The sequence below is a fragment of the Candidatus Aegiribacteria sp. genome, from assembly GCA_021108435.1.
In the GTDB taxonomy this organism is placed as follows: domain Bacteria; phylum Fermentibacterota; class Fermentibacteria; order Fermentibacterales; family JCC-6; genus Aegiribacteria.
In genome coordinates, this window is the sequence record JAIOQY010000138.1 from 1 (window position 1) to 4,776 (window position 4,776).

Here is a 4,776-nt window from a genome sequence, read left to right on the forward strand (position 1 = left end):
TCGCATGCAGGGATCTCTGAGGGGGCTGTCGGGTAACTGGCAGTCCTACCTCGATTGGATATATGAGATAGGAGGACATTATGACTATCGGAACGATCCTCACAGTAGTCCTGATATCTGTCACTAATCTTACGATCACAGAACCTGTCGATGACGAGACCTACGATGGTGACTGGCTCCCCCTCCGAGCCATCGTAGAGAATGAGAACGAGGTACCGGATTCAGTACACTACTCCCTCAACGGACAGACCGCCGTCCTGATACTCCGGCTTAACACCGACTGGTACACATACATGCAGAACGACCTGCGCAACGGCTATTCGGAATCACCGGCACCACATGACGCCACTATTTTATGGACAGCTCCTGTTACCGGGATAGGGCACGAGTTCGTCTCCCCGGTGGTTGTGGACGGTCGAGTTTATCATGCTTCGGAAGAACAGGAAATTGCCTATTGCCTGGATGCCGCAACCGGAGCTGAGATCTGGCGGTACGAGAATATTGGTGATCCTATTGATGACGGGATGCATGTGGAGGGCGAAAGAGCATATCTCGCTTCTGACTCCATCTGGTGCCTGGACGCCTTTACCGGCGATAGGATCTGGGCCTTTACAGATAATCATCCCTATGGTTTCTCAGGACCTCCGGTTCCATATCAGGGGAGAGTATTTGTTATTAGTCTCTTTGTGTACTGTTTGGATGGCCTTACTGGCGAAGAGATCTGGAAAACTGATACTCTATGCACCGCTAGCAGTCTGACCGCCTGGAACGATATGCTATTTGTTCCCACAGATTATGGAAAATTTTACGCAATAAACACTGAAACCGGTGAGACCGAATGGGTCACAGAGGGATTTGGTTCTTTCTGGGACTCCTCACCAACAATCGTGGATGGAGAGATCTACATCGGCAGCTGGAATGGGTCGCTCTACCGTATAGATGCACTTACCGGCTCTGTTATCAACGAGTTCACTTATGGTACCCTGCAGTGTATTGAATCCACCCCTGTAATCCACGATGACTTGGTGTACTTCGGTCTGGATGATTACTTCTACTGTGTGGATCGGTTCACTGGTGATATGGAGTGGACCTTTGAGATTGAGAATGATTACCTTCATGCATCGGCTGGACTGGCCGATGGCCTTGTTTTCTGGGGAGATCATGAAGGTTCCCCTAAGGATTCAATCGTATTTATCCATGCAGTAGATACTCAAACCGGTACCGAGATCTGGAACTATGAAATAACAGATGCGTGGAAGGGTGTCCTTTCCAGTCCTGCCATCACTGATGGTGTGATGTACATTGGTGCAGGTGACGGCAATCTCTACGCCTTTGGGACCGGGTTGAAGTACTCCTATCGTGAAGATTATTTCTACGCAGATATTGGTTCCAACGAGCTGATTGTAACATCCTTCGATGAGGGTGCTGCTGTTGCAGCAGATACTATAAACTTCACAGTCACGCAAACTGGTATCACACTGAAACCTTCCAGCAGGCTTGCTCTATGTGCCAGTCCGAATCCATTCTACTCCGCAGCATCAATATCTTTCGAGCTTTCTGAGCCTGGTTGGACGTCAGTAACAGTGTACGATCTGTCCGGAAGAATCGTCAGAACACTTGAAAATTCAGAGCTTGGAACTGGTCAGCACTCCATCGTCTGGGATGGAAGAAGAAAGAATGGTGAGCCTGTTTCGGCGGGACTTTACTTATGCAGAATCGAATCCGGTGGGATTTCTGAAACCACTGGTCTGTGTCTGTTGAGATAGAAGCCATAACCAGCGGCTGCAGTGGAATTACCACTAGCATGCTAGCCAATCATACTGTAATCCACTGAGCCTTGCGTTAACCCTTGACAAAACCAAAGGTATGATAAATGGTAATACCGGAGGTGAATTGCATGAGTACTGCAAAGATAGCTATCAGCATGAATGAAGAAATGCTCCATCAACTTGATGATCTTGTTTCTAAGTCAGAATTTTCCAGCAGAAGCGGAGCCATACAAAAAGCAGTTCGTGAAATGCTTGAAAAGAAATACGGTAATCGGCTTGCGCGGGAATGCGCGAAATTGGATCCCGAAGAAGAAATGGCTATTGCTGAAGAAGGCATGAATAGTGAGCTTGGATCATGGCCGGAATACTGAGAGGCGATATTCTCTGGGCTGATCTGAATCCTACAATAGGGCATGAACAATCTGGGAAGAGACCAGTACTAGTTCTCAGTAATGATGTTTTCAATGACCGCTCGGGTACAGTGATCGCTGTTGCCCTGACTGGTAAAGAGCCCAGGGCAGGATTTCCTCTAACCTTTGAATTGTCAGATACATCACTCCCGAAGAGATCATGGATCAAGATCAGCCAGATCAGGACTCTGTCGATCAAGCGTATCGGCAAGAAGATCACCCGGATATCTCCAGAGGAACTTGCTGCAATTCTTGCTGGTTTGAATGAAATTATCGGGGGTTAACAAACAAATGCAGCAGCACTGCTGCTTGAATGCTATCAATACATATTGTCAGCAGTCTGCTGATTTGAAACGTTAGGCATAATAGCTTTGCATAATTTTGACTATGATGGTTTTCTTGCCCCATGGCGCGAGAAGGCTTTGAATAGTCCATATGTAAAAGGATCTTATGATAGATAAAAATACAAAAAAACAGCTTCCCGGAATATTACATTTCTTAATTAAGCTTTTTCAAATCATCCTTTATATACCGATTCAAATAGTCTTCATTCCTTTTGCTATTATTGGACTAATAGATGGAATTTACAAGGAAATGGGAAATAGCAAGAAACTTGGTGTCTCCTTTTCGGCAGTTCAAGCGCTTCAATATAAGTGGATTATGCATTATTTTAACACGAGACCGGATCCCCTTTCTGTTGCATTCATAAAAAAGTTTCCATGTGAATCACATTTTGGTTTGTGGGCGACTTTAGGAGCTCTTATCATTTCCCAGCGGTTATTTGGTTTCACTACTAAGCTTGGAATAGTATGTGAACCAGGTGAAGAAACCTTAGTTTCCACACCGGGTCATCGGGTGCTCATTTTCGACAGGATAATGGAAAAATATGTTGATGAAATGGAGCAGATTGTCATTCCCGGAGCTGGCTTTGATCTAAGAGCTTTGCAATTTGCAAAAGGAAAAGAAGTAAAGGTTTTTGAACTCGACCAGGTAAAAACACTAAATGTTAAAGTTGAAACACTGAAAAAAGCAGATATAAAGCATGATTGGATCACCTATATCCCAGTTGATTATTCAAACGAATCTTGGGTTGATAAACTATTAGAAGCTGGTTTTGACAAAACAAAAAAGACTTTGTTCCTTTGGCAAAGCGTTTCTTTGTTTTTAGAAGCTGATATTGTCAAAGAAACACTTAGGAAAATGGCTGATTTATGTGTAGACGGAAGTATCATCGCTCAAGACTTTTATTCCAAAGCATTCATATTAGGTGGAACTTCAAAAGTAGCTAAAAGAACTTCAGGAATGATAGATAAAATGGGAGAACCTTGGAAATTTGGAATAGATATGTCAAATAATCCTAAAGCAGCAATTGAATCATTCTTAAGAGAATGTGGATTAAAAATGACAGAAATCAACAAGTTCGGTGAGAAACTTGATATCGAACCATTTTACTGTATTGTTGAGGCTGAAAAAGAGGCCTAAACAAGAATAATGCAGCGGACTCGTACCTCGCCGCTTATTTTTGTCGTTCGCGCCGCGCTGCGCACGGCATGAATGTAGAGAATGGTGGCGGGATTGACAAGTGTATATGATGATTATATACATGTGATATGGTAAGGCCAAGAGACCAACTCAAGGAATGCATTGGATTCCATTGGGATGAAGGTAATGCAACGAAGAATTGGGATAAGCACGATGTATCTCAATCCGAATGCGAACAGGTGTTTTTCAACAGACCTCTCATTTTGCGGAGAGATAAGAAGCATTCGGAAATGGAGTCAAGGTACTATGTCCTTGGTCACACTGATTTAGGACGTCTCCTCTTTGTGGTCTTCACCATCAGGGGAGACAAAATCAGAATCATATCCGCAAGGAACATGACCTTGCGAGAAGAACGAAGGTATAGAGAATGAGTAAAAAAAGAATCCCGAGATTCAGAACAGAAGCAGAGGAAAGAGAATTCTGGCGTACCCACGACTCCAGTGATTACCTTTCCTGGAAAGAAGCGGCAGAGATCACACTCTCAAAGCTTAAGCCGTCGACAAAAACAATATCCTTACGTTTGCCTGAATCAATGATAGAAGAATTGAAAATCCTCGCGAACAAGCAGGACATTCCATACCAATCTCTACTCAAGGTCTTTCTTGCTGAGCGACTGGAAGAAGAACTGGATAGTATCCGGGCAATTTAGTGCAGAACAACTAAATGCAGCAGAATTACGTGCCTGGACAAAGGCTTTGATTTCGCAAACTGTTGATATAGAGCGTTCCGTCATAATACTCAAACAAAATCGCATGTTGACATAAGGCACACATTGTAGTAAATACCTCTCATGGAACACTACAAATGGAATAACGTAAAGAATGAAAAGCTGAAAGCTGAACGCGGTGTTAGTTTTGAACAAGTAGTCATACAGATAGAACACGGCAATGTGCACAATGTTTATACTCACCCAGACCAAAGAAAATACCCTAATCAGCAGATACTTATCATAGAAATTAATAACTACTGCTATATCGTTCCTTTTGTTGAAAATGAGGAAGGCAGATTTTTGAAAACAATAATTCCAAGCCGTAAGGCTACGAAGCGCTATTTAG

The 4,776-nt window shown here is 43.4% G+C and carries 7 protein-coding genes; all 7 read left to right on the forward strand.

The annotated features are described in order from the left end of the window. Positions 1-80: 80 nt before the first annotated feature. Complete coding sequence (locus K8R76_07915) at positions 81-1,766, forward strand: PQQ-binding-like beta-propeller repeat protein (GenBank protein MCD4848100.1); 1,686 nt, start codon at positions 81-83, stop codon at positions 1,764-1,766. 131 nt (positions 1,767-1,897) lie between these two features. Further along, positions 1,898-2,140: a ribbon-helix-helix domain-containing protein gene (locus K8R76_07920; GenBank protein MCD4848101.1), complete on the forward strand. Its 243-nt coding sequence runs from the start codon at positions 1,898-1,900 to the stop codon at positions 2,138-2,140. Then, positions 2,125-2,463 carry a type II toxin-antitoxin system PemK/MazF family toxin gene (locus K8R76_07925; GenBank protein MCD4848102.1) on the forward strand — a complete coding sequence of 113 codons (339 nt, stop codon included), beginning with the start codon at positions 2,125-2,127 and terminating at the stop codon, positions 2,461-2,463. The genes K8R76_07920 and K8R76_07925 overlap by 16 nt, the downstream gene beginning before the upstream one ends. Before the next feature lie 166 nt (positions 2,464-2,629). Then, a complete protein-coding gene (locus K8R76_07930; protein MCD4848103.1) occupies positions 2,630-3,661 on the forward strand; it encodes an SAM-dependent methyltransferase in 1,032 nt (343 codons plus the stop codon). A 128-nt stretch (positions 3,662-3,789) separates the two neighbouring features. Beyond that, the gene (locus K8R76_07935; GenBank protein MCD4848104.1) at positions 3,790-4,092 is read left to right on the forward strand and encodes a BrnT family toxin; all 303 of its coding nucleotides are present in this window, start codon (positions 3,790-3,792) and stop codon (positions 4,090-4,092) included. Continuing rightward, the gene (locus K8R76_07940) at positions 4,089-4,370 is read left to right on the forward strand and encodes a BrnA antitoxin family protein (GenBank protein ID MCD4848105.1); all 282 of its coding nucleotides are present in this window, start codon (positions 4,089-4,091) and stop codon (positions 4,368-4,370) included. The genes K8R76_07935 and K8R76_07940 overlap by 4 nt, the downstream gene beginning before the upstream one ends. A gap of 141 nt (positions 4,371-4,511) precedes the next feature. Next, the coding region (locus K8R76_07945) for a toxin (protein MCD4848106.1) at positions 4,512-4,776 on the forward strand (265 nt) is incomplete at its 3' end.